This is a genomic window from Pelagicoccus mobilis (genome assembly GCF_016595505.1).
Taxonomy (GTDB): Bacteria; Verrucomicrobiota; Verrucomicrobiia; order Opitutales; family Opitutaceae; genus Pelagicoccus; species Pelagicoccus mobilis.
On sequence record NZ_JAENIL010000079.1, the window covers coordinates 1 to 22,841 of the forward strand.

Genomic DNA, 22,841 nt, shown 5'->3' on the forward strand with positions numbered 1-22,841 from the left:
CCCTACGGAGGGGAGGTGTCCGCTGGGGACAGCGGACGCTACCTTTGGGTTGTGGAGGTGGCAGGTCGGCGCCCTGCCCTACAGATGAGGGGGGATGGTGGGCGCTACCTTTAGTCGGGGAGGCCGTATTTTTCTACGACGAAGTCGATGTCTTTGTCGCCGCGTCCGCTGAGGTTGACGAGGATGGATTGGCGGGGCTTTTCCTTGGCGAGCTTCATGGCGTAGGCGACGGCGTGAGCGCTTTCGAGAGCGGGGATGATGCCTTCGAGGCGGCTGAGCTTGTAGAAGGCGTCGATGGTTTCCGCGTCGTTGGCGTCGCCGTAGGTGACGCGGCCTTTGGCTTCGAGCATGCAGTGCTCGGGTCCGACGCCGGGGTAGTCGAGTCCGGAGGCGACGGAGTAGACGGGGGCGGGTTCGCCGTTTTCGTCTTGGAGCATCTGGCATTTGAAGCCGTGGATGACGCCGGGCTTGCCGAATTTCATGGTGCAGGCATGGTCGCCGGTCTGGTAGGAGCGGCCTGCTGGTTCTACGCCGTAGATGGCGGTTTCTTCGTCGTCGAGGAACGCGGAGAAGATGCCCATGGCGTTTGAGCCGCCGCCGACGCAGGCGACGACGTTGTCGGGGAGTTCGCCGGTCATTTCGTGGAACTGTTCGCGTGCTTCGATGCCGACGACTCTCTGGAATTCGCGCACCATCATGGGGAAGGGGTGCGGGCCGACGACGGAGCCGATGCAGTAGATGGTGTTTACGGGGTCCTTGAGGTAGGACTGGAAGGCGGAGTCGACAGCTTCCTTGAGGGTTTTGAGGCCGTGGCTGACGGGGACGACTTCGGCGCCGAGGATCTTCATGCGCACGACGTTGGGGTGCTCTTTGGCGATATCGACTTCGCCCATGTGGATCTCGCACTCGAGGCCGAAGTAGGCGGCGGCGGTGGCGAGGGCGACGCCGTGCTGGCCGGCTCCGGTTTCGGCGATGAGGCGTTTCTTGCCCATGTGCTTGGCGAGGAGGGCTTCGCCCATGCAGTGGTTGAGCTTGTGGGCGCCGGTGTGGTTGAGGTCTTCTCGCTTGAGGTAGATGCGGCCGCCGAGGTCTTCGGAGAGGCGTTGGCAGTAGTAGACGGGGGTGGGGCGGCCTTGGAAGTGTTTCCTGATGGAGCGGAGCTCGGAGATGAAGGCGTGTGACTTGCTGATGGAGTAGTAGGCGTCGGTGATCTTATCCATCTCCTCCTGGAGTTGTGGGGGAATGTAGGATCCGCCGAATTCGCCGAATTGTCCGTCTGCGGTGGGTGTGGTTTTGAAATAGTCGCTCATTTTGTTTTTTGGGTTTGAGGGGAAAGAAGTGTGAAGTGTTCCGAGGGATGGAGGGTGGTGGGGGATGTGTTTTTGGGAGGATGATTGGGAAATATTGGGGGAGGACTAGGAAGAAGGAGGTGGGGGAGGTGGGTAGTTGGATTGGTGATGAGGGGGATTAGGGAATTTGCTGGGGAGTTTGAGGATGTGTTTTTTTGCCCACGAATGTTTGGGCTAGAAGAATCGTTGAAACGATTCTAGTGGGATCCGCCTTCGCTGAAGGCTACGGACGCGACAAGAGCGTCTGATGACGCTAGAGGGGGATGTTATAAGTTGGCGTGTTTGGTCGTAGCAGCAAGGCTGATCGGTAGTTCTTGTTAGGCGTTGTTTGTAGCCGTTTGACAGCGTTGTTTGGGGAACTTAATTGGCTGAATATTGATATTAGGCTAATGCGTTTCAGTCTCTTTGGGGCCGCGTTTACGGGCGGTTTACATTTGCGTGTTCCGGGCTTTGGATTGGGGCTGGTGGTGCTTGCGTGCTCGGTGTTTGGGGGGAGCGCGTTCGCGGCCGATTTGGAGAAGCGGATCTTGGTGGTTGGTTCTTATGTGGAGGAGTCGCCTTTTCAAAGTAGCTTCTTGGAGGGCTTTCTGGGTCATGTGGCGGACGAGGAGATTGTGGTCTATCGCGAATACATGTCTGTGCCTGCCTTTAAGGGGGAGGCGCATGAGGCGAACTTTGAGCGGTACCTGAGGTCGAAATATGAGGTGGCTCCGGATTTGATCGTTACGATCGGGATTAGGGCGTCGGCTTGGTTGGATCGTTTGGGGGACTTTCATCCGGAAACGAAACGTGTATTGTTATTTTCGGGACAGAACTTTGCTTTTGAGAACCGAAGTTCCGACCAGTTGACCTTTCCGCTGAAAGGGGCTGAGTTTGGTCGTACTCTTGAGCTGATCGACCGTTTGGATCGCGGTGCTGTGATCCATGTGGTGTACGGGGAAGAGAGTTTGATGGCTGGCCTGTTGAAGGAGGCTTTGGTGGAAACCGCTTCGGAGAAGGGCATGCTGAGGCAGCTTCATTTTATTTCGGGGGATTTTGAGACGGTGCAGGCTGAACTCGAGGGCTTGGCTTCGGGGAGCTCGGTCCTGTTTTTGCCGATGTACAAGGGGGAGAGGGGGGATCCCGATGTTCCGCATGATGTTTTGGAACGTTTGGCGGAGGGATCGGATCTGCGATTTTATACTTTGTGGGATACGCTGCTGGGCACTGGCGTTTTGGGCGGGCGAATGCAGATGTCGCGCATTGTCGGAGCGAGAGTGGCGGAGCAGAGCTTGAGGCTGTTGAAGGGGCAGCCTTTGATGGATGAGGCTCGCTTTTATGAGGGGCAGGCGGCGTTTGCGTTTGATGACGAAGTGCGGCGGAAGCTTGGAATCAAGCGTTCGCAACTTCCGTCGGACAGTCTTTTCGTGAATGAGCGGCCACGGTTTTTTGAGAAGTATTTTTGGGAGAGTGTGATTGTTGGGATCGTGATGGCTGGTTTGGCTGTATCCACTTTTGTACTTCGCGTTCTCGTTAAGAAGCGGACGGGGCAGCTGACGCGTCGCAATGCGGCTCTGAATGAGGCGATCGAGAAAAACAAACGCTTGGTGGATATTGGGCGTGGGCTGTCGATGTTGGCCCATGACTTGCGGAGCCCGATCGCGACGATCAAGAGCTGTTGTGACGTGTTGGAGGACGATACGGTGGACGGTTTGGATCCGAAGCGGATTATTCGTTCTATGAATAGTTCCTCCGAGAAGTCGCTTTCGATGATTGGGGATATGCTGGATTATGTGCGGACTTTGGAGCCGAAGATCGAGCGGGTCTCGGGGAAGGCGTTTCTCGCTTTGCTTGAATCGGATATCGCTCAGATCCCGACTGGATTCGATGCTGTTGCGATGGAGTGTCGCCTTGAGGGTGAGTGTATTTTGAACTTGGATACTTTGAAGATTAGTCGGGCGGTTACGAATCTGGTCAAAAACTCGAGGGAGGCTCTGGTTTCGAGCGAGACTGAGGACGCTCGGATTCTTGTATCCTTAAAAGCGGACGAGAGGGAGGCGGAGATAACGGTTTCGGACAATGGTCCGGGGATTAGCCCGGATATTGCGGAGACCTTGTTTGAGGCGTTTCGGACTTCGGGGAAGAAGACGGGGACGGGGCTAGGGCTGGCGATCGCCAAGGATTTTGTGGAGGCGCATGGGGGCTCGATTCGTTGCGAGTCGGAGCCGGGGAATACGGTGTTTCGCATTCTGTTGCCGAACGCGAGCGTGGCGCTTTGAGCTTGGGTTGTGCGGCGTAGGCAGGGTCGTTGCCCTTTGTTGCTGGATTTTTAACAGGGATCCGACGGTGTCGGAACAGGATGGCCTTCGGCCAGCAGGAGATTTGGGGTGTGAAGGGGGGAGCTCCGATCCTTTGGATGGCCGTTGGGGACCCGCCTTCGCGTTGAGCTTTGGCGAGGCGAGCAAGGGTTGCTGCCTTTTTATTCGAGGACGATGCCTTCGTCGGCGGTGAGGGCTGCGGTGGCGGTGGCTTTGAAGATGTCTGAAACGTAGACGATGCCTTCGACGCGTCCTTCTTCGCACACGGGTAGGCATTCGTATTTGTCTTGGCCCATGTGCTTGACGAGTTCTGCGAGGCTTGTTCCTCGGTGCACGGTCGGTATCCCTTTTTTCATTACGTTGTCGATTGTGACGGGGAAGTTTTCGTCGATAGCTGAGCTAAGCGATTCGGCGGTCTCGTGCGCTGTGGATTCGTTTTTTGAGAGTCCGGCGACGACGCACTCGGGGGTGAGGATGCCGGCGAAGTTGCCTTGGGTGTCGATGACGACGGTGGCGGCGGTTTCGGCGTTTTGTTGGTCGCCGTAGAGTAGTAGGGCGAGCGCCTCGCGGAGGTTGTGCTGCGTGCTGATGCGCATGAAGCGCTTGGTCATGAGGTCTTCGGCGGTTTGCATGTTTTTTGCCCACTAGGGGGTGCGAAGTTGTGGGAGGGGGATTAGGATTATGAGGAAGAGGGGGATTAAGATTGGGAGGAAGAGGGGGATTAAGATTATGAGGAAGAGGGGGATTAAGATTATGAGGAAGAGGGGGATTAAGATTGGGAGGGGGTTAGGCTTGGGGGAGTTCTTTTTCGGGGTTGAAGCCTTTGGTTTGGGCGATGCCTTTGAGGAGATCCATTTGGGTGACTACGCCGGTGATGCGTCCGTCTTCGTCTTGTACGGGCAGCATGAGTTGCTGGGTTTGAGTTGTGGCGGTGACGAGTTCGTGTAGGGGCGTTTCTTTGCTGATGTTGGGGAGGCCGATCTGGCAGAGTTCGGTGATGGGTTCTTTGAATTGAGTTCGCAGTTTCTGGACCATGGCCTCTTCGGTGAGTCCGTCGAAGTCTTGCTCGGGGAGGTCTTTGCCGAGCTCGCGTAGGAGCGTCCACAGGTTGAGTCCGCCGTAGAGTTTGCCTTCCCGGTCTTGGAGGAAGAGTTTGCGGGCGCCTTTGGTTTTTATGTGTTTGTACATTTCGGATACGAGCCAGACGGCTTCGCGGAGCTGGTGTTGGTTTCCGAAGCGGAGGAGGCGTGGGGTGAGGATGTCCTTGGCGGTGATGGTGGTGTCGCTGGATGCGGAGTCGGCGGGGGCTGTCTGGTTTTTTGAGCGTTCCATTTCGACCATGGACCAGGCGCGGGCGAGGGCGAGTTCGGTGGATTGGAAGAGGCGGTTGTCGGCGTAGAATATGTTTTGCTCGCCGATTTTATTGCGCAGGCCGGAGCCGGTCATGACTTTTTTGAGATCTTCTTCGATGCCGCAGACGACGAGTTTGAGGTCGCGCTCTTTGAGGATTTTCCAGAAGTGTTCGAGGATGGCCATGGCGGTGCTGCCGACGGTGCGGAGCCGCTTCATGCGAAGGATGACGACGCGGGTTTTGGGGGTGATGCAGGAGAGGAGTTCGTAGTCGAGGTCTTCGGCGGCGGCGAAGTAGAGGTCGCCTTCCATATTGACCGTGACGACTTCGCTAGCAGGGGCTCGGTTGAAGGGGACTTCGTCGATGGTTTGGTCGTCGTGGAAAACGAGTTGGGTGAGATCGGTGGTTCCGGTGGTGCGGAGAAGCAGTATCAAGGAAAGCGCTACGCCTACGATGATGGCGTATTCGAGGGGGAGGACGAGGGTGGAGGCGAGGGTGCCGAAGAGGACGTAGCGGGAGTTGCGGGTGGAGCGCCAGGTGACTGCTAGGCGCTTCTTGTCGATCATGGTGTAGGCGATGACGATGAGGATTCCGGCGAGGGAGGCTTTGGGGATGTAGTTGGCGACGTCGGCTAGCAGGAGAATGGTGAGGGCGGTCCAGAGGGCGGAGAAGACGGCGGACATGCGAGTGACGGCGCCGGACTTGAAGTTGACGGCGGTGCGGGTGAAGGAGCCTGAGCCGGCGAAGCTAGAGAAGAATGCTCCGACTGCGTTGCCGGCGCCTTGGCCGATGAATTCGCGGTTGAAGTCGAGTCGCTGGCCGGACTGTGAGGCGACGGCTCGGGCGATGGAGGCGGCTTCGATGAGACCGAGAACGGCGAGGGCGACTGCCCCGACTCCTAGCTCGCGGGTGAGTTCGAGATTTGGGGAGAGGATGGTTTCGGGAAGATGGAGGACGCTGGAGAAACTGGCTTTGATGGGCTCGATATCTTTGACGATTTCGACCTTGTTGTCTCCAAGCGCTGCTTCGTGCCAGCCGAGCAGATAGGAGAGGGCTCCGCTGACCACTACGGCGATGAAGGCGCCGGGGAGTTTTTTGTTTAATTTGGGAACGAAGATGACGAGGGCGATGGTGATGAGTCCGATTGCGAGAGCGTAGGGGTTGGTGTTGCCGATCTCTTTGGCGGTTTGGACGATGACTTGGTAGAAGTGTTCGGGGCGTTCCGAAAATTGGATACCGGTGAGGTTCTTGATTTGGTTGAAGGCTATCAGGATGCCGGCTCCTGCGGTGAAGCCGATGACGACCGCGTGGGAGACGTACTTGATGATGCCTCCGAGTCGAAGCAGGCCGAGTGAGAGCTGGATGGCGCCGACGAGGAAGGTGAGCAGCAGGACAATCTCGAAGCGGTCGAGGCCGTACTTTTCCGGGAGGTGGGCGGTCAGGCTGAGAATGACCATACAGATCGCGTTGGTCGGGCCGGTGACGAGGTGGTTGGAGCTGCCAAGCACGGCGGCGACCACGCAGGTGATCATGGCGGTGTAGAGGCCGTAGACTGGGGGGAGTTCGGCGATGACGGCGTAGGCCATGGCTTGGGGGACTCCCATGACGGCGACGGTGAGGCCGGCCATGGCGTCGGCCTTCATGTCGCTCGCGAAGTACTGTTTAGCTTTGTTGGGGAACTGGTCGAGATTGAGGAGGGGGGACTTCATTTCAGGGGTGAGAGGTGGGATGTTTTTTACTTAATTGATTCCCTGAAAGTTGCAAGTGTTACGGGTGAGGTGGGGATTGGAGGTTGGGCAGCGCGGTGCGTCGCGAGCGACGACCCTACAGGGCGATGTTGGGGAGGGGGAGGCGTGAGGTTTTTGCGGTTGGCAAAATGAAGGCGGGTCGCCTACCCCTAAGCGACCCGCCGTTGTTTACTCTATTACCCGAGAGTATCTCGCTAAGCGAGAAAGTGTTCGTTTGTTTTGATTCAGTTTTTGGAGATAAGGGCTCGTTGCAGTTCGAGCTTGCCGAGACTGAGCCTGTAGCAGGTGTCGAAGCGGGGGCAGCATGTGCATTCCTCCCAGGCAGTATTGTCGACTTCTACTGTTAGAGTGGGAGCTTCAAGGCCGTATGTCTTGCTTTTCTCAATACGAAATGCGCGCCCTTCTTTCATGGCTTTTTGTTCGCTTGAGACGTCGGGAAAGAGATTTCCGTAGCAGTGCTTGGTTGAGCGTGTTTTCATGCGAGTGCCTCCTTGGTTTGGGATTCGAGTGGCTTCGTCTTGAAGAGTTTATTGCGAAACCAGAATGCGAGATTCACGAGGGCGATCATGACGGGGACTTCCACAAGAGGGCCGATGACGGCGGCGAAGGCGACTCCGGAACCGATTCCAAAGACGGCGACGGCGACCGCGATCGCGAGCTCGAAGTTGTTGCTGGCAGCGGTGAAGCTGAGAGTAACGGTTTTGCTGTAGTCGGCCCCGACTACCTTTCCCATGGCGAAGCTAAGTACGAACATGAGCAGGAAGTAGATGGTCAGTGGGATGGCGATTAGAAGTGCGTCGGCGGGTAGCTGGAGGATGGTATCCCCTTTGAAGGTGAACATTAAGACGATGGTGAAGAGTAGGGCGATCAAAGTGATGGGGCTGATCTTCGGTATGAAGGTTTGTTCGTACCAGTCGCGACCTTTGAGCTTCACGCCGATGAAGCGGGTGAGCATGCCTCCGATAAAGGGTATGCCAAGGTAGATGAATACGCTTTGGGCGACTTCGCTCGTGGAGATCGCTACGACGCTGCCTTCGAATCCGAAAATCCCTGGTAGCCAGGTTATGAATACCCAGGTGTATAGGCTAAAGAAAAGGATTTGGAAGACGCTGTTGAAGGCGACAAGTCCGGCGGCGTATTCGTTGTCGCCGTCGGCCAGCTCGTTCCAGACGATCACCATCGCGATGCATCGAGCGAGTCCGATGAGGATGACGCCGGTCATGTATTCCGGATGGTCGTGGAGGAATAGGATGGCTAGCCCGAACATGAGTACAGGGCCGATGATCCAGTTTTGGACTAGGGAGAGCCCGAGGATCTTGAGGTTCTTGAAGACCCGCGGCATTTCTTCGTAGCGCACCTTTGCCAGCGGCGGGTACATCATGAGGATCAGGCCGATGGCGATGGGGATGTTTGTGGTGCCGGCTTGGAAAGTGTCCAAGAAGCTGGTGGCTCCGTCCCACAGCGATCCGATCGCTACTCCGCTCCCGATGGCGAGGAAGATCCATGCCGTGAGATAACGGTCGAGGAAACCGAGTTTCTTGCGGCTTGTTTCGCAGGTGCTTGGAGCTGTGTCCGTTGGTGAGTTCATTCCGGTTGTCCCGTCGTGTCGATTGGCGAAAGCAAGCTCGAGGCTTGCTGAGATGGGCGTCGAAGCAGGTGAAGGTTTAGGGCGGGATGTGGAGTCAGTCAAGTGAATATTCAGAAGAGCGAATATTCTAAAGTGGGAATGGGACTGCTTTACCGAATTCATGGTAATTGAGCAGGATTTGTATATTATCGCAAATTAGTTGCAAAAAACCTTGATTGTAATGCAATGGATTTGCAAAAAGGCGAAATGAGAACGACGTGCGCCTTGTTCGCTACATCAGTTATTACAACTGCCGGTTCTGTTTATGGGCAGGCTTCTATCGATCCGGAGACGGTCGAGTTGGACGCGGTGCTAGTCACTGCGAGCCCGTTCGTGGAGCGGAAGGTCGAGTTGGTCGTGCCCGCCACTGAGTTGAGTGGTGAGGCGCTTCGCCGGGCTGGGGAATCGTCCTTGGGGGCTACGCTTTCCGGTGAACCTGGAGTGCACTCCTCCTATTATGGTCCGGGCGCGGGACGTCCGGTGATTCGCGGATTTGATGGCGACCGCATTCGTATTCTCAATCAAGGGATGGACAGTTTTGACGTGTCTCAGACGAGTCCTGACCATGGTGTGAGTATCGAGCCGTTGTTCGCCGAGGATATCGAGGTTGTGCGCGGACCGGCGTCTCTGCTTTATGGAAACGCTGCGATTGGCGGTGTGGTGAACGTGATCGGCAAGGAGCTGCCGCGCGAGCGTGCGGAGCTGCCGTTTAGCGGTCAGTTTGAGACCTTTTACGGATCGGTTTCTGATGAGAAGTCGGTTGGTCTCGCGTTGCAAGGCGGGGAAGGGAATTTCGCTTGGAGCGCTGGTTTCCTGGATCGTCAGTCCAATGATTTCGAAATTCCGGGATTCGCGGAATCTATCTACCAGATGGAAGCGGAAGAGCATGATGAGCACGACCACGAGGACGAGGATGAACATCATGAAGACGAGCACGATGATCATGAGGAGGAGGAAGTCTTCGGTGTTCTTGAAAACAGCTTTGTGGATACGCGTTCCGGTTACGTGGGCTTGGCTTGGTTTGGCGACAACGGAAGCTTGGCTGTATCCTATTCTGAATACGGATCCGACTACGGTGTTCCGGGCCACTCTCACGCGCACGGCCATCATGACGAGCATGAAGAGGGTGAGGAGCACGAAGAGGAAGGTGAGCATCACGAGGACGAGGACGAGGAGGAGCACCACGATGAAGGCGAGCACGGAGAAGAAGGTGTCGCTATCGATTTGGACCAGTCCCGCTTCAGCTTGCGTGGTGAGCTCCTAAATCCGGTTGATTTCCTTAAGAGCCTCGAGCTTGATTTGGCGTTTGGTGATTATCGTCACGCTGAGTTGGAAGGCGATGAAGTCGGTACCGTTTTCGAGCGGGATGGTTATGAGCTTCGTTTGACAGGGGTGCACAGCCCGGTGGGTGACTTCAACGGGGCGTTTGGATTCCAGGCTAAGGTTGATGACTTTTCTGCTGTAGGCGAAGAGGCGTTTATTCCAAGTTCTGAGACGGCTCAGTACGGCATCTTCGCGGTTGAGCGCTTGAATCAGGAATGGGGCGCATGGGAGTTTGGGGCTCGTCTTGAGACTGTGGATGTAGATCCAGTTGACGCGAGCCTTGGCGATCGCAGCTTTGATACAGTGAACGCATCCGCTGGATTGGTCAGCCGCTTGAGTGAGAGTAGTGTTCTTTCGGCGAATCTCGTTTATGCGGAGCGTGCTCCGAACGCGAGTGAGCTTTTCGCATTCGGCCCTCACGTGGGAACTCAAACGTTCGAGATTGGCGATGCGACTCTCGGTGAGGAATCATCCACCAGCCTTGACGTTTCCTACCGCCTAACCGCGGGTAGGGTTACCGGCGAAGTGACGGCTTTCTATTCTGACTTCAGCGACTACGTTTACCTTCAGTTTCTCGATCATGAAGATGTTGAAGAGATGTACGGAGAATTGGATACGGACGGTTTGGACGTCTTCAAGGCGACTGCGGTAGATGCCAAATTCTACGGGTTCGAAGTGGATCTGCGCTACCACATCATCGACGAAGCGGATCGTGCGATGCATGTCGACTTCCTTTACGACCAGACGCGTGCCACCAACGAGAGCTTTGATACTAACTTGCCGCGTATCCCGACTCGCCGAGTGGGCGCTCGCTACGAGTACGCGTTCGGGCCTTGGTTGATGGGGGCGGAAGGTCGCTGGAACGATAGCGCGTCTCACCGCGGGCCTAATCAGTTGCCAACCGACAGTTATATGCTTTGGGGCGCGGACGTACGTTATCGCATGGTCTTGAATGAGCGTGCGATCGTGGACCTGTTCGCGATTGGCACGAACCTTGGTGACGAGGAAGCTCGTCCCAATACTTCCTTCCTGAAGGATCTCGCGCCGATGCCGGGACGCAGTGTCAGGGTCGGTCTGCGCACGAGTTTTTAAGAGAATGTCCAACAAGTCCAATTCCTTCGCGTACTTGCACCCTTCGGCTCCAGATTTTGTTTCCTCATTTCGATATACCCTCCGGGTATACCTCAAATCGTAAGCCAAAATCTGGAACTCGAATTGTACCTCGTTCACTCGAAAGCAACTTATCGGACAGTCTCTAATCGAATAGCTACTTAATTTTTTCAAGAGGGCTGGTGTTTGCCAGCCCTTTTTTCTATTCGTAATGGGGTTGAATACCCCGTTGCTTGGAAGGAGCTCCTGCAATGCTTGTGGCCGCTGGGACAGCGGCCGCTACCTCTCGGGTTTTGAATACGAATTATGGAAAAAGACGAACGCGTACCTCTCGTTGTCCTCAGTGGGTTTCTGGGGGCCGGCAAGACCACTCTGCTCAATCATCTGCTGAGGAATGCTGGAGGGCAGAAGCTCGCCGTTTTGGTCAACGATGTGGGCGAGATCAATATCGATGCCAGTCTCGTGAGCGAAGCGACTAGCATCTCCGCTTCGGATTCATCGGAGATGATAGAGCTGAGCAATGGCTGCATCTGCTGTGGCGTTCGCAACGACTTTGGCGAAGCGTTGATAGATTTGGCCCGCAAAAAGCCGGACGCGATTGTGGTAGAAGCGACTGGCATCGCCGAGCCTATTGGAATCGCTAGAAGTTTGGATGCTTCCTCCTGGGAAGGGGAGACTCCCAGGGATTTCGTGCGTATGCTCAATATGGTGACGCTTGTCGACGCTAGCTCGTGGGAAGAGCATATGGAGCAGGCTTACCGGGCGATCCCGAAACGATCTATGATGTTGTTTGCCGATCCGCGGAAGCCGCTCGGAGAATTGATTACGGCGCAAATCGAATGTGCCGACGTTTTGGTCATCAATAAAACCGACTTGGTTGACGAGGAGGCTTTGGGGCGGATGCGTTCAGCCTTGGCGGCTCTTAATCCGCGTGCGGAAATTGTGGATACGTGCGAGGGACGAGTCGAATTGGATGAGCTGCTCGGCAAGGAGCGTTTTGATCCCATGGCGACTACTCGCGGGAATCGTTGTGATTTGGAGCTTGGCCTTGAGGAAAGCTTGGATTCAACCCTGGGTCGGCAGGGCCCAAAGCACCAGCACGGTGGATACGGGATTGAGGTGTTTGTGCTGAAGGGGCGTTATCTGCTGAAGCACGATGCCTTTAAGAATCTCTTGCGAAATGGGATTCCGGGGCTTTTGCGAGCGAAGGGTTACTTTTGGTCGGATCGGCAGGAGGACCGTATCGGTTTTCTTTCGCTCGCCGGAGACAATCTCCGAATGGATTACATGGGACGTTGGTACGACGTGATGGTGAAGGATGGGTCGATTGATCGCTCTCGGATACCGGCCCCAGTCTGGAAAGCTTGGGACAGCGAGTTTGGTGACCGGCGTCAGGAAATTGTATTCATCGGGATCGACTTGGATCGTAAGAAGATCGAGGAAGAGATCGCTGCGCTACGAGTCGCCCCAGGGGCGTAGGGGCAACCCGATGCGTTTCTTTTAGCGAGAGAACTACTGCAGGAGCTCCACTAGCCAGAGGGATATGGCAGGCACGTATGTGATCAGGATCAGCACGATTCCGCTCACGATGAAGAATGGGATCATTTGAAGGGAGATCGCTCCCATCCCGACGCGTGCCATGCGAGCGGATACAAATAGGGTTCCGCCGACCGGCGGTGTGAAAAGCCCGAAGGCGAGGTTGCACACGATGATGAGCCCGAACTGAACGGGGTCGATGCCGAAGGCTGCTGCCGCTGGCATGAAGAGGGGTGCGGTGAGGAGCAAGGCGGGAAGCGGTTCGAGGAAGACTCCGACTATTACCAGAATCAGGTTTAAGAGGAGGAGGAACATGATTGGGCCGCCGGCAAACTCCTGAACGAAGGCAGCCATCTCTTGGGGTACTTGCTCGGCGGTTACGAGCCAAGAGAGTGAAGCGGTCGACGCAATTACGAGCATGACGACGGCATTGGTGGCAAATGCGTCGAGGAAGAGCGAAGGGAGTTGGCTCCACTTGAGTTCTCTTTGCACGACGACGCTTACCAGAATGCCGTACACGGTGGCGACTGCTGCGGCCTCGGTGGGAGTGAAGACACCAGACCAGATGCCGCCGAGAATGACGGTAGGCATCAAGAGCGAGGGAATGCAGCGTACGAATGTTCTGCGAACCTCGGCGAAAGAGAACGCTTTTGTATCAGCTTCGAAACCACGTGTCTTGCCCTGCCAAATACAGAGGCCAATGAGACCCGTTCCGAAGAGTACGCCAGGCATGACGCCAGCCAAGAAGAGGTCTTTTATGGATACGTTTGCGACGAAGCCGTACACGAGCATCGGAATGCTAGGAGGGATGATAACTCCTAGAGTGCCCGAGACGGCGACAAGCGCCGCGGAGTAGGCTTTGGGGTAACCGCGCTTTTCCATGCCCGGGATCATGACCGAACCGATTGCTGCAGCCCCGGCGATAGCGGAGCCGGAAACCGCGCCGAACAGCATTGAGGAAACGACAGTTACGACAGCTAAGCCGCCAGGAAGCCAACCAAATAGGGACGCGGCGAAGTCGATCATGCGCGCTCCGACTCCGCCTCGACTGAGGACAGCTCCAGCTGCGATAAAGAGTGGAATGGCGAGAAGGTGGGCTTTTTCGATGCCGCTGATAAATGCGTGGAATACGACGCCGTCGGAATAGCCGAGTTCGGCTACGGAGATTGTTCCGAGAGTCGCTATCAGGAGCGAATAGACGAGGGGGACTCCGAGTAGGATCGAAACAAGGAAGATGATGGATAGGATTGTGAGTAGCATCGTCTGAAAATTAGCTGTGTTGCTCGAGTTCTACGGATCCTCGCAAATGGAGGACTAAGTCTCTAAGTGTGAACAGGAGTGCGAAGCCCGCTCCGACCGGTAGGGCGGCGTATTGAAAGCCTACGGGCCAACCTAGCGCGACGAGGTCTTGTCCGAGGTTTGCCTGAGCGATCCTCAAGCCGCTCAGTAAGAGGAGTAGTAGCACGATGCTGGATGCGGCGTTTGCTATCGTGTTGGTCCAGCGTTGTGCCCCTTGGGGCAGGAGGTTGACGGCCTCGGCCACCCGCATGTGGGATCGGCGACGCGTGGCGGAGACGCCTCCAAGGAAGATCGCCCAGATCATCAGGAAAACGGAAAGTTCGCTGGACCAGGCGACATCGAATTTGAATACGAACCGCGAGAGGACGTTTCCAAACATCAGGATAACGATCGCGAATCCGCACCAAATCACAGTCCAGTCGATCGCGTTCCCCAAGTATCTAAAAAGCGGAGTTTCATCGCCTGCTGGGTATTCCGATAGCCAAGCGGTCCTCGAGTTTAGTATCAACGAGCCAACTACGAAAGTTATCAATCCTCCCAAGGAGAGTGACAATGAGAGAGGGAAGGAAATGGGTTGGCTTGAATAGGAGTCTTCCAGAGGTCCAGTGGGAAGCTCTTCTCCGGTTTTGATTGCTTGGGAGTCAGCCAGAAGCAGATCGACTTGGTTTCCGTATCGGTCTCTCGCTTGATCGTAAACTGAAGTCACCGCTTCTTGGAAAGGTTTCAAGTCGGGACGATGGACGGATGCTCCTCGTTGAACCATTTCCTCCAAAAGCCGTGGTTCGCTTTCCTTCACTCGTTGCCGACTAAAGTCACCGGCTTCTTTGGCGGCTCGTTTAACCGCAGCCTTGTCAGCTTCCGAAAGTTTCTTCCATGTCGATTCGGCGACCGTGAACGGGGTGGGGCTATAGATGTGGCTGGTGAGGCTGATTCGAGGCGCTACTTCGAAGAAGCGCATGGAATAGATCGTATCCAAGGGATTTTCCTGTCCGACGACGGTACCTTGCTGTAGGGCAAGATAGACTTCGGGGGCCGGGATGATGACGGGGTTGTATCCAAATGCCTCTACCATCGATCTTAACGACTCGTTCGGGTAGACTCGCATTTTCTCTTTGTTGCTTTCTCCAGGAGGGGCGAGCGGGATGGTGGTCGTGAATTGCCTGAATCCGGCTTCCCAAGTCGCGAGTACCCGGATGCCCGTTTTCTTTGCTAGACCCTCGAACTGCTGGGCGACCCAAGGGGATTCATCATAGAGTCGCCAACCTTGCTCGTAGTTGTCGACCAGATACGGAAGGGTTAATAGATTTAGGTTGGGATAGTGGGGGGCGTAGGAGCCCGTTGCGGTGATCGTGAAATCCAAGCCGCCCAGTTTCATTAGCTCGATTGCTTTAGGATCGTTGGCGAGCTGGCCGGAGTGGAACACCCGGACCTCGAGGCGTTGTTCGCTGTATTCGCTGACGAGTCGGGCGAATTCCTCACTGGCGATTTGCCGAGTGGCGGTGGGGCCGTTGGTGTGGCTAAGGGTGAGGATCTTCTTTGCGTATGCTGGTTGGGTCGCAAGTAGGAGTGCGAACGCGATCAGCCACGCAACGAGACCCAAATTTTGGGCACGAGCGTTCATAGGGGTAGGCAATTTGGATAAAAGGCTAGGCGAAGAGTGACGGCTAGTTTTCGCAAGCGTTCAAAAGAAAGCCCAAGCTACGAGAAAAATAGTGCTTAACTCTTGAGGGCGTAAGGGCTGCGGGGGCTTGGGGAGCCACTCCTGCATGGGGTTTGGCGGGTCGGCGCCCCGCCCTACAGTTGGGAGGCTGTAGGGTGTCGTGTTGAGGCGACGAGAGTGGGGTGGGTGCGGGAATCTTTTAGTAAAGTAAGCTGGGCAGCCAGAGGGATAGTTGGGGGATGAAAACCAGCAGTAGGAGCACAACAAGTAGCGGAACTAGGAAAGGGAGGGTTGATTTCACGCACTTTTCGAAGGGAGTGTCTGCGACTTTTGCGAGGACGTACAGTACCATGCCTACGGGCGGGGTAAGCAGACCGATCATTAAGTTTAAAATGACGATGATGCCGAGGTGTACTGGATCTATCCCTACAGAGGAAGCTACGGGCAGGATCAAGGGCACGATGATGGTGATCGCGGCGATGGTCTCCATGAAGAAGCCGATGGAGAACACGATCATCATGATCATTAGGAGGAGCAGGACCTTGTTGTCTGTGAGCGTTAGCAAGCCCGAGGCGAGGTGTTCGGCGACTTGGTTTGCGGTAAGAACCCAAGCGAACAAGGCTGCTGCGGAAACGATCATTAGCACTGAGGCAGTGGTTTTGATCGTATTCATGGCGGCATGTACAAGGCTCGTCCAAGTGAGTGTCTTGTAGACCACGAAACCAATGAAAATGGTGAAGGCGACGGCAGCGACCGCGGCTTCGGTTGGCGTGAATACGCCGGAGATGATCCCGCCCACGATGATGGCAGGAGTGATCATAGGGAAGATGGCCGCTTTTCCGGAGGAGAGAAGGCGAGGGAGGCTGAAGGCGGCATCTTTCGGGTAGTTGCGTTTCTTGGCGTACCAGGCGACCATGGCCATGAGGGACAGGGCCATGAGCATTCCGGGAATGATGCCTGCGGCAAAGAGCTCGCCTATCGATTGCTCGGCGATGACTCCGTAGATGATCAGTGGCAGGGAAGGAGGGATGATGGGGCCAATCGTCGAAGAGGCGGCGGTGACGCCCACGGCGAAGCCTTTGTCGTAGCCCGCGTCTTTCATCGCTTTGATTTCGATAGCGCCCAGTCCTCCGGCGTCGGCGACCGCGGCGCCGCTCATGCCGGCGAAGACGACGCTTGATCCGATGTTGACGTGGCCGAGACCGCCTGGCGTCCAGCCGACGATCGCTTTGGCGAAATTGAAGATCCTGTCGGTCACTTGGGCGGCATTCATCAAGTGCCCGGCAAAGATGAAGAAGGGAATGGCTATGAGGGGGAAGCTGTTGGTGCCGTTGATGATGGTATGAACCGCGGCGGTGGCGGGTAAGCCATTCGCGAAAAATATGGCGAGACCGCTTAAGCCAAGCGCCACATGGATCGGCGTGCCGATGCCCATGAGGGCGAACAATAGAACGAGAGCTACTATGATTTCTGGCATGCGTTAGTCCTCGGCTGTAGCCTTCTCATCGAGTTCTTTGTAGATTTCTTCGCTGCTTTTGCCTGCGAATCCTTTGATGCGATTTGCGGCGAACACGGCGGAGACGATCAAGGTCGCCGCCACGAATCCGTAGATGGCAGCTTTGGGAAAGTTGACGGAGACCAGGCTCTGATCGGTGTCCGCCATGAGGAAGAATGCGAATACGCCCAGTGCGAGGTAGTAGGCGAATCCCGCGACCTCTGAAACGAGAGCGAGGGGCTTTGAGTTGGGTCGAGGGGCGAGGCGATGGATGACTTCCAAAAAGATGTGCTCGCCGCGGTGGACGACGCTGAGGGAGCCGGAGAATACGAGTCCGATCAGCAGGTAGCGAGCGATCTCTTCTGTCCAGCCCAGGCTGTCGTTTAAAAAGTAGCGGGTGAAAAACTGCAGGAACACGATGACCATCAGGGCGCTGAAAAGGATCAATGCTGGCCAGTCTAGCCACGTGATCGTGTTTTCGGATTGCGACTCTTCGGCGTCTTTGGGGTGTGTATTCATAGTGTCTATACTATTGAGGCGACGGCTTTGCTTGGGAGTTACGGCGTGCCGCGAGCGGCAGCCCTACAATTGATGTACTATCATTGTGGGGCGAGCGTTTGGAGTCGGTCTAGCAGTTCTGGGGTGAATGGCATGTTTTCTCCACGTAAGGCTGGTAGAACCTGTTGTCGAAAGGCCTCTCGGTCTGAGTCGATGACAGTGATGCCTTGTTCTGGATACCAGGAGAGGAGGTCGATTTCTTGTTTTCTCACCTCTTTGTTGCAGCGTTCGGTGGCTCGTTGCAGTACCTCGCGAAGTTTCTCTGCGTCATCCTCTCCGAGGCGGGACAGCGTTTTGCCGGCGGCGATGACGATGAGGGAATTGGCGATATGGCCGGTAAGGTTGATGTGGCTTTGAACCTCGTAGAAGCGCTTGTACTTGATGGTGGTGAGCGGGTTTTCTTGGGCGTCCACTACTCCTTGTTGCAGGGCGAGGTAGGCTTCGGAGAAAGGTATGGGGGCGGGATTTGCTCCTGTCTCCTCGGGCATCATCATGAAGGGCCTCGCGTTTGGGACGCGGATTTTGAGGTTTTCCATGTCTGCGGGAACCCGAATGGGCTTGTTTGAGGTCGTGTGCCGAAAGCCGTAGTAGATCAGGCTTACGATTTCGTCGCCGGTCGCTTGCTTGTACTTGTCTACAAGTTCTCGATACAGGTCGCTTTGGCTGTAGGACTGCCAGTGGGCGAAGTCTTTTATGGCGTAGGGGTAGTCGGAGATGGCGAGAGGCGGATAGTGTTGGGCGGCGAGGGATGGTCCGGTGTAGATGATATCGATGGAACCTAGGTCGACCGCTTCGTTGATGCTGACTTCGTTGCCCAGCGAGGAGGCGGCGTAGACCTCGATGTTGTATTTTCCGTCGGTTAGGCGGGCGAACTCGTTCGCGGCCCAGAGAGCCTCTTGGTGGTAGGGCGAGCTGACTTCGTAGACGTGGGCCCAGCGGAGCGTTTGCACGCTGTAGGCGCGCTGGACCAGGAAGTAGACTGTCGAGGCGGCGACGCACGACAACAACAGGAGTGTCGGCAGGTAGGTACGAAATCGTTTCATCCAGGGGCGGAGGGAAGGGGGAAAGGCGGGTAGAGGGAAAAGGGGCGGGCTCTAAAAGTCAAAGAGGATAGTGTGGTAGGGCTCGACCGCCGGGCGAGCCGCAATGCAGGATTCATTCTTCGCGGCGTGCCCGGCGGTCACGCCCTACCTCGTTTTGAAAGCTGCTTGCGATAGTCTGCAACTAAGGGCTGACTGGGTTCGTTAGCTCGATGTTGGAAGAAATGGCGCTGCTGAAAATTGTTAATCTAGAGAAATCTTATGTGAATGCTGACGGAGGTCGTCAGCTGATTCTGTCGGTACCGCAGTTCTCGTTGGAGGCTGGAGGCCAGATGGCGATCAAGGGGCCGAGCGGCTGTGGGAAGACGACTTTCTTGCACTTGATTTCTGGCATAGTGAAGCCGACTAGTGGTTCGATTTCCGTGGGCGATGTGCGAGTGGATGAATTGGGAGAGGCGGCTCGTGATCGCTTTCGGGCGCTTAACATTGGCTACGTTTTTCAGAGCTTTCATTTGATGCGGGACTTTAGCGCCTTGGAGAATGTGGAGCTGGGCATGTCTTTCGGGGCGAAGGTGGATCGTGCTCTGGCGAAGTCGCTCTTGGAGCGGGTGGGGCTTGGGGACCGCATCGATTATCGGGCCTCGCAGCTATCGGTTGGACAACAGCAGCGAGTGGCGGTGGCGCGGGCTTTGGCGAATCGTCCGAAGCTGGTTTTGGCGGACGAGCCGACGGGAAGCTTGGATGAGAGGGCGAGTGACTTGGTCGTCTCCCTGCTGCAAGAGCTGTGTAGGGAGAATGGGGCGGCTCTTTTGTTGGTGAGCCACGAGAGGGAGATTGTGGATCGCTTTGAGCAGAAAGTGGATTTTGGAAAGCTGAACACTGCTTTGGCGGTTGAAGGAGGAGTGGAGTCGTGAGCCCTGTCCGAATCGCGATCAAAGGGCTGCGGAGCCGCGCCTTGAGTAGTGTAGTGACTGCCGGTTCGATGGCGCTCTCCGTGTGTCTGCTGCTTTTGGTTTGGGCGTTCAAGTCGGAGGCGGAGCGGAGCTTTGCGTCGGCAGATGGAGGATTTGATGCGGTTTTGGGGCCGAGGGGGTCGAAGCTGCAGATCGTGCTCAATGCCTTGTATCATTTGGACGAGTCGCCTGGGTTGCTGAAACGGAGCGATTATGAGCAGATCAAGGGGCACCCAGCGGTAGCGGCTGCCTATCCGATCGCGGTGGGGGATAATTATCAAGGTATCCGTTTAGTTGGTACGGTGCCGGAATATTTGAGCGATCACAAATATCGTGCGGATGAAGGTTTCGAGTTATCGGGGGACGGACGCGTTTTCGCCAGCGACAAGCTAGAGGCGGTCGTGGGCGGCATGGCGGCGAAGCGCTTGGGGTTGACGGTTGGCGATACGTTTCACCCGTACCATGGACTCCAATACGAACCTTCGGCGCGACACGAGGAGCTCTACACTGTGGTAGGCGTGCTGGAACTGACAGGGACGCCTGCGGATCGGGTGATCTGGATTCCGGTGACCGGTATTCAAAATATGGAGGGGCACGCGGCGGCTGCAGCGGACTCGGTCAGCGCGGTATTGGTTAAGTTTCATCCTGGGGCGCGTACGGCAGGGTTTCAGTTGAACATGCTCTACAATCGGCAAGGAGACCGTTTGACGCTAGCTTGGCCGGCGAGCCAGAGCGTGCTTCGTTTGTTCGAGAAGTTGTCCTGGTTCGATCTCGCTCTGCGGGCGATCGCGGTCCTGGTGGCGTTGATTGCGGCTGCGGGAGTGATGGCGACCTTGTATAATGCGATGAGCGAGCGGCGGCGGGATATCGCCTTGTGGCGGGCCTTGGGGGCTCGGCGGCGGGTGGTGTTTGGCATTGCTACGATGGAGTCGCTGGGGATTTCGGTCGCGGGACTTGTGGGGGGAGTGGCCTTGTATCTCGTGTTTGGCTATTTCGCTGCTGAGTTTGTGCGGGAACAGGCTGGGGTCAGTCTGGGTCTATTGGCTCCGAACGCAGCCTTTTGGGCGGTGCCTGTAGGAGTTTTGACGATCGGTTTTTTGGCGGGGCTAGCCCCGGCGTTTAAGGCTTATTCAGTCGATGTTACGAAGGATTTGTTATGATGAGGAATTTTGTATTTAAGAATTGGATTCAGTTGAGCGCGGCCCTGTCGGCTCTCTTGGTTTTGGGTGGATGCTCGGGCGGGCATGACCACGATCATGATCACGACCACGGGCATGGGCATGCGCACCATGCTCCTCATGGCGGGGCGTTGACGATGTTGGGCAACCATGCGTATCAGCTGGAGTTGCTGACGGCTCCTGAGTCGAAGCAGGTGAAGCTGTATGTTCTGGACGGCGGGGCGGAGAACTTTGTGCGGATCTCTAGCGAATCGCTCGAAGGGGTGGCTACTTTTGGTGGGCAGACCTGGAATCTGACGTTTAAGGCTGTGGCGAACACGGCGACTGGGGAAACGGTGGGCGACACGTCTTATTTTGTGGCGGAGTCGGAGGTTGTTTCCAAACTGGCGAAGTTCGATCTCGGTTTCGACCAGCTGTCGATTCGCGGCAAGGTTTTTGAATCTGTGAAGCTGCCATTCCCGGAGGGAGCCCACTGAGTAGAGTGATATGAAGACGCGTTTTTATTTTTTGAGAGAGCTTGGACTTGCTTGCCTGGTGCTCATGGCGGGCGCTTTGGAGGGAGTTGGTAAGGAGTATCAGCGGGTCAGCTTCGATCAGTTGGCGGCCATGCTCTATGAACCGGAGCCTCCAGAGGAAGGGAAGAAGAAGACGATCCGCAAAGAGCGGGAGTACCTCGAAGGTTTTGTGCCTGCGGAGGTCTTGGGATTGGATGGGAAGGCTGTCGAAATCCCGGGCTACATGCTGCCGACTTCGATTGAAGGGGAGAAGGTGAGGGAGTTTCTGCTGATGCCGGATACGGATAGCTGCTGCTACGGGGTGATGCCTGCTCTCAACTCGTTCGTCTTCGCCCGGGCAAAGAAAGGGGTGAATCTTTTCGATAACGTGCCGGTGCGGATACGCGGCAAGCTCGCAGTCGAAGAGGTGTGGCAGGGCGGCTTTTTTAGCCACCTCTACTTCGTGGAAGTGGAGGAGCTGGCAGTCGGTTTTGGCACGACGGGAGTTCCGGCGGTGATCGAGCCTTAGAAGCTTTGTTGCAAGGCGATTGCATTAGATGTTGACCTTATCGCAATGGGATTGCGATAAGCGGGCATGAGTTTTGCGGAAAGAGAAACCGTTTTGCAGGTCGAAGAGGGGAATCAGTTGGCTCCCAAGTTTGATGACAAGGGGCTGATCCCTTGTGTGACCCTGCATGCGGAGAGTCGCGAGGTGTTGATGTTCGCCTTCATGAATGCGGAGGCGTTGGAGGCTACCTTGGCTAGCGGTTTCGCTCACTACTGGTCGCGTTCGCGCCAGAAACTTTGGAAGAAGGGCGAGAGCTCTGGGATGACTCAGAAGGTGGAGCGGGCTTTGATCGACGACGATCAGGACTGCGTGGTGCTTGAGGTGAGCTTGGCTACGCCAGACGCGGGGGGAGACGAGGCGTCTTGCCACGTGGGTTACCGTAGCTGTTTTTATCGTAAGGTAGAGCTCGGAGAGAAGTCCGAGGTGCGGAATCTGGAATTCATCGAGGCGGAAAAAGCTTTCGATCCGAACGCGGTGTACGGTGATGCGCCGAATCCAACTCAGCTCTAGTTTTCATGAGCGCGGAGTGTTGCGGAACGACGAGCCCGACGGGTAGCCGGGGATGGCTGGATTGGGCGGCGATTAGCATGTCGCTCGTCTGTGGTGTCCATTGTCTGGTGACGCCGATCCTGCTGATCTCTCTACCGATTCTGGGCCGGACGTTCTGGGTGGACGAGAATTTCCATCTCTGGATGTTGGCTCTGGTTATCCCGACGACTACGCTCGCGGTTCTCTCTGGCTGTCGACGGCACAAGGACCGCTGGGTTGCGATCTGTTCGGTGGTGGGGATCTTTTTGTTGGCGGCCGCTTTGTGGATGGAGGTCGCTCAGTTGGGCGGATCTGGAGCGGCGGCGGCTGAATGTGCGGAGGGGGCGAGTTGTTGCGAGGCTCCTGCGGATCTGGCGGAAGCTGGACGGGTGGCCATTTCGGTGACGGCTAACGAGCTGGTGAACGTGTTGGGCGGATTGTTTTTGGTGTTGGGGCATTTCCGGAATTTCCGCCTTTGCCGCAAGGACGACTGCTCGCACGAGGATTGAGGCGGTCGAGTCGTGTTGGGTGGGACGATTTGCTACGGAGGTGTGACGCGCTATTGGGCGGGGCGCCCGGCGTGGCGGCTAGAGTTTTTTCTTATAAATAGGCATGTTCTCATTGAATGTGAAAGGTAGGGCGGCCTCGCCGTCTGCGTCCCGCCGTAGCCTTGCAGGCTGTTGCAGAACTCATCCCAGTTTGGCATTGTGAGCTAGGCACGCTTGCT

The 22,841-nt window shown here is 56.2% G+C and carries 19 protein-coding genes; 9 read left to right on the forward strand and 10 right to left on the reverse strand.

Annotated features, from left to right (window positions below):
• Window positions 1-110: 110 nt before the first annotated feature.
• Window positions 111-1,310 carry a tryptophan synthase subunit beta gene (gene trpB, locus JIN87_RS25550; RefSeq protein ID WP_200359059.1) on the reverse strand — a complete coding sequence of 400 codons (1,200 nt, stop codon included), beginning with the start codon at window positions 1,308-1,310 and terminating at the stop codon, window positions 111-113.
• Between the two features lie 428 nt (window positions 1,311-1,738).
• Between trpB and JIN87_RS25555 the strand changes: the two genes are divergently transcribed.
• On the forward strand, window positions 1,739-3,607 hold the full coding sequence (locus JIN87_RS25555; RefSeq protein WP_200359061.1) for a sensor histidine kinase: 1,869 nt from the start codon (window positions 1,739-1,741) through the stop codon (window positions 3,605-3,607).
• Between the two features lie 200 nt (window positions 3,608-3,807).
• Here JIN87_RS25555 and JIN87_RS25560 read toward each other — a convergent pair whose 3' ends face one another.
• From JIN87_RS25560 to arsB, 4 genes are all read right to left on the reverse strand, one after another.
• The gene (locus tag JIN87_RS25560) at window positions 3,808-4,278 is read right to left on the reverse strand and encodes a CBS domain-containing protein (RefSeq protein ID WP_200359070.1); all 471 of its coding nucleotides are present in this window, start codon (window positions 4,276-4,278) and stop codon (window positions 3,808-3,810) included.
• A gap of 154 nt (window positions 4,279-4,432) precedes the next feature.
• Entirely contained in the window at window positions 4,433-6,706 is a 2,274-nt protein-coding gene (locus JIN87_RS25565; RefSeq protein ID WP_200359072.1) for a SulP family inorganic anion transporter, read from the reverse strand.
• A gap of 263 nt (window positions 6,707-6,969) precedes the next feature.
• Entirely contained in the window at window positions 6,970-7,224 is a 255-nt protein-coding gene (locus tag JIN87_RS25570; protein ID WP_200359074.1) for a hypothetical protein, read from the reverse strand.
• Window positions 7,221-8,333: an ACR3 family arsenite efflux transporter gene (arsB, locus tag JIN87_RS25575; protein ID WP_200359076.1), complete on the reverse strand. Its 1,113-nt coding sequence runs from the start codon at window positions 8,331-8,333 to the stop codon at window positions 7,221-7,223. The genes JIN87_RS25570 and arsB overlap by 4 nt, the downstream gene beginning before the upstream one ends.
• A 246-nt stretch (window positions 8,334-8,579) precedes the next feature.
• Here arsB and JIN87_RS25580 point away from each other — a divergent pair, with 246 nt between their 5' ends.
• Together JIN87_RS25580 and JIN87_RS25585 are read left to right on the forward strand one after the other, a co-directional pair.
• Entirely contained in the window at window positions 8,580-10,787 is a 2,208-nt protein-coding gene (locus JIN87_RS25580) for a TonB-dependent receptor (protein ID WP_200359078.1), read from the forward strand.
• Window positions 10,788-11,111: 324 nt separating this feature from the next.
• Entirely contained in the window at window positions 11,112-12,284 is a 1,173-nt protein-coding gene (locus JIN87_RS25585; protein WP_200359080.1) for a CobW family GTP-binding protein, read from the forward strand.
• A 33-nt stretch (window positions 12,285-12,317) separates the two neighbouring features.
• Here the strand turns inward: JIN87_RS25585 and JIN87_RS25590 are convergent, their stop codons facing one another.
• The 5 genes from JIN87_RS25590 to JIN87_RS25610 form a co-directional block, all read right to left on the reverse strand.
• A complete protein-coding gene (locus JIN87_RS25590; protein WP_200359082.1) occupies window positions 12,318-13,601 on the reverse strand; it encodes a TRAP transporter large permease in 1,284 nt (427 codons plus the stop codon).
• Between the two features lie 10 nt (window positions 13,602-13,611).
• Window positions 13,612-15,261: a DctP family TRAP transporter solute-binding subunit gene (locus JIN87_RS25595; RefSeq protein ID WP_200359084.1), complete on the reverse strand. Its 1,650-nt coding sequence runs from the start codon at window positions 15,259-15,261 to the stop codon at window positions 13,612-13,614.
• Window positions 15,262-15,499: 238 nt separating this feature from the next.
• Window positions 15,500-16,777, reverse strand: coding sequence for a TRAP transporter large permease (locus JIN87_RS25600; protein WP_200359086.1), 1,278 nt, complete (start codon window positions 16,775-16,777; stop codon window positions 15,500-15,502).
• 3 nt (window positions 16,778-16,780) lie between these two features.
• On the reverse strand, window positions 16,781-17,314 hold the full coding sequence (locus JIN87_RS25605; RefSeq protein ID WP_200359088.1) for a TRAP transporter small permease: 534 nt from the start codon (window positions 17,312-17,314) through the stop codon (window positions 16,781-16,783).
• A gap of 80 nt (window positions 17,315-17,394) precedes the next feature.
• Window positions 17,395-18,396, reverse strand: a complete 1,002-nt coding sequence (locus tag JIN87_RS25610) for a sialic acid TRAP transporter substrate-binding protein SiaP (protein WP_200359090.1) — start codon at window positions 18,394-18,396, stop codon at window positions 17,395-17,397.
• Window positions 18,397-18,617: 221 nt separating this feature from the next.
• Between JIN87_RS25610 and JIN87_RS25615 the strand changes: the two genes are divergently transcribed.
• The 6 genes from JIN87_RS25615 (at window position 18,618) to JIN87_RS25640 (ending at window position 22,623) form a co-directional block, all read left to right on the forward strand.
• Window positions 18,618-19,307 carry an ABC transporter ATP-binding protein gene (locus tag JIN87_RS25615; protein ID WP_200359092.1) on the forward strand — a complete coding sequence of 230 codons (690 nt, stop codon included), beginning with the start codon at window positions 18,618-18,620 and terminating at the stop codon, window positions 19,305-19,307.
• Window positions 19,304-20,506 (forward strand): ABC transporter permease, encoded by a 1,203-nt coding sequence (locus JIN87_RS25620; protein WP_200359094.1) that lies wholly within the window; start codon window positions 19,304-19,306, stop codon window positions 20,504-20,506. Before JIN87_RS25615 ends, JIN87_RS25620 begins: the two co-directional genes overlap by 4 nt.
• The gene (locus tag JIN87_RS25625) at window positions 20,503-21,000 is read left to right on the forward strand and encodes a hypothetical protein (RefSeq protein WP_200359096.1); all 498 of its coding nucleotides are present in this window, start codon (window positions 20,503-20,505) and stop codon (window positions 20,998-21,000) included. The genes JIN87_RS25620 and JIN87_RS25625 overlap by 4 nt, the downstream gene beginning before the upstream one ends.
• A 10-nt stretch (window positions 21,001-21,010) precedes the next feature.
• Window positions 21,011-21,547 carry a DUF3299 domain-containing protein gene (locus tag JIN87_RS25630; protein WP_200359099.1) on the forward strand — a complete coding sequence of 179 codons (537 nt, stop codon included), beginning with the start codon at window positions 21,011-21,013 and terminating at the stop codon, window positions 21,545-21,547.
• A 66-nt stretch (window positions 21,548-21,613) separates the two neighbouring features.
• On the forward strand, window positions 21,614-22,096 hold the full coding sequence (hisI, locus tag JIN87_RS25635; RefSeq protein WP_200359101.1) for a phosphoribosyl-AMP cyclohydrolase: 483 nt from the start codon (window positions 21,614-21,616) through the stop codon (window positions 22,094-22,096).
• Window positions 22,097-22,101: 5 nt separating this feature from the next.
• Entirely contained in the window at window positions 22,102-22,623 is a 522-nt protein-coding gene (locus JIN87_RS25640) for a MerC domain-containing protein (protein ID WP_200359103.1), read from the forward strand.
• Window positions 22,624-22,841: the final 218 nt, after the last annotated feature.